Below are 1,240 nucleotides of genomic sequence, written 5' to 3' on the forward strand. Positions count from 1 at the left end.
GTTCGTTCCGGCCCGCAGATGGGCCCGCTGCACCTGGTGGTGCACGGCAAGGTGCGATTCGGCAGTGTCACAGCAAAGCATCCCTTCGGTACCACGATCCGAAAGATGTTCGGCTCCTGACCTTTCAGTGATAGGCGCGGGTCAACATCTCGGCGACGCACACAGGTTTGTCGCCGTGTTCTCGTTCGAATGTCTGCGTCACCGTGATCTGGACACCGCCATTGATCGGTTCGACTTTGCTCAACGTCGCACGCATGCGGACACGAGAGCCCACCGGTAGCGGGGCAGGCAACCTGACTTTGTCGAATCCGCAGTTGAGAGCAAACGCAAAACCTTCGAGCGAGACCATTGCGTACGAGAACTTGGGGCCGAGTGAGAGCGTGTAGTTGCCGTGCGCGATCGTTCCGCCGAACGGTGACTCCTTCGCGCGATCCACGTCGACGTGAATCCACTGATCGTCGCCCGTGACGCGGGCGAACTCGTCGATGGACTCCTGCGTGACCTCGTGCCAGTCGCTGACGCCCAACTCTTGGTTCAGGTTGGCGCTGAGGTCTTCTGCTCCGGTGAGTACAAGCATGAATCTTCCTTTGATCGGTAGGTGCTGACAGAGGTCAGTGACTTTCGATGCCGAATCCCACACCGTGTGTCTGTGCGATCTCGGCGGTGGCAACGAGATCGAATTCGATCCCGAAGTCGGCTTCTACCCGCGCTGCAACCGTTTCCGCGGCGGAACCTGCTTCGGCCAGTAACTTCGGCATCAGTTCGAACAGGCCTTCCATCCCTCCAGGCGTGATGATTTCGAGAATCCGGGCTGGAACGTCGTCGGGATTCCACACGGCATGCCACTGGCCACGCGGTTTGAAGATCATGGCGCCGGCCTCCGCGTAGACGATCTCGTCTCCGACCATCGCTGCGACGCGGCCACTTTGAACCACCGTGTACTCGTCTTCCCGGCTGTGGCGATGGACCGGTGACGTCATCGAATGCGCGGCGATGCGGTGCTGCACAAGCGAGAATCCTCCCTCGGTTTGTTTGCTCCGGACCATCATCCGGACGCCGGTGGCCGCGAGGGTCCCGGCGAGGTCTTCGTCCGGTCCGAGGACGGTCGGCGTGGTGTGGTTTGTGGAATTCGGGGACATCGATTCGGTCCTTCGTCGTCGTGAGCGTCGTTGGCCGCGCTCCGGTTTGTCGATTCTCGAATCATGTACCAATCGGTCTAGTGATGCAAGATTTTGTTTAT

At 59.9% G+C, this 1,240-nt stretch carries 2 protein-coding genes; both read right to left on the bottom strand.

Going from position 1 to position 1,240, the window contains the following annotated elements:
• Window positions 1-124: 124 nt before the first annotated feature.
• Window positions 125-577, bottom strand: coding sequence for a MaoC family dehydratase (locus tag ABT116_RS47770; protein WP_351647744.1), 453 nt, complete (start codon window positions 575-577; stop codon window positions 125-127).
• 34 nt (window positions 578-611) lie between these two features.
• The gene (locus ABT116_RS47775; protein WP_298779439.1) at window positions 612-1,139 is read right to left on the bottom strand and encodes a cupin domain-containing protein; all 528 of its coding nucleotides are present in this window, start codon (window positions 1,137-1,139) and stop codon (window positions 612-614) included.
• Window positions 1,140-1,240 lie beyond the last annotated feature (101 nt).

Origin of the sequence: Streptomyces sp. NPDC002130 (assembly GCF_040296465.1) — a bacterium.
Lineage (GTDB): Bacteria > Actinomycetota > Actinomycetes > Streptomycetales > Streptomycetaceae > Streptomyces.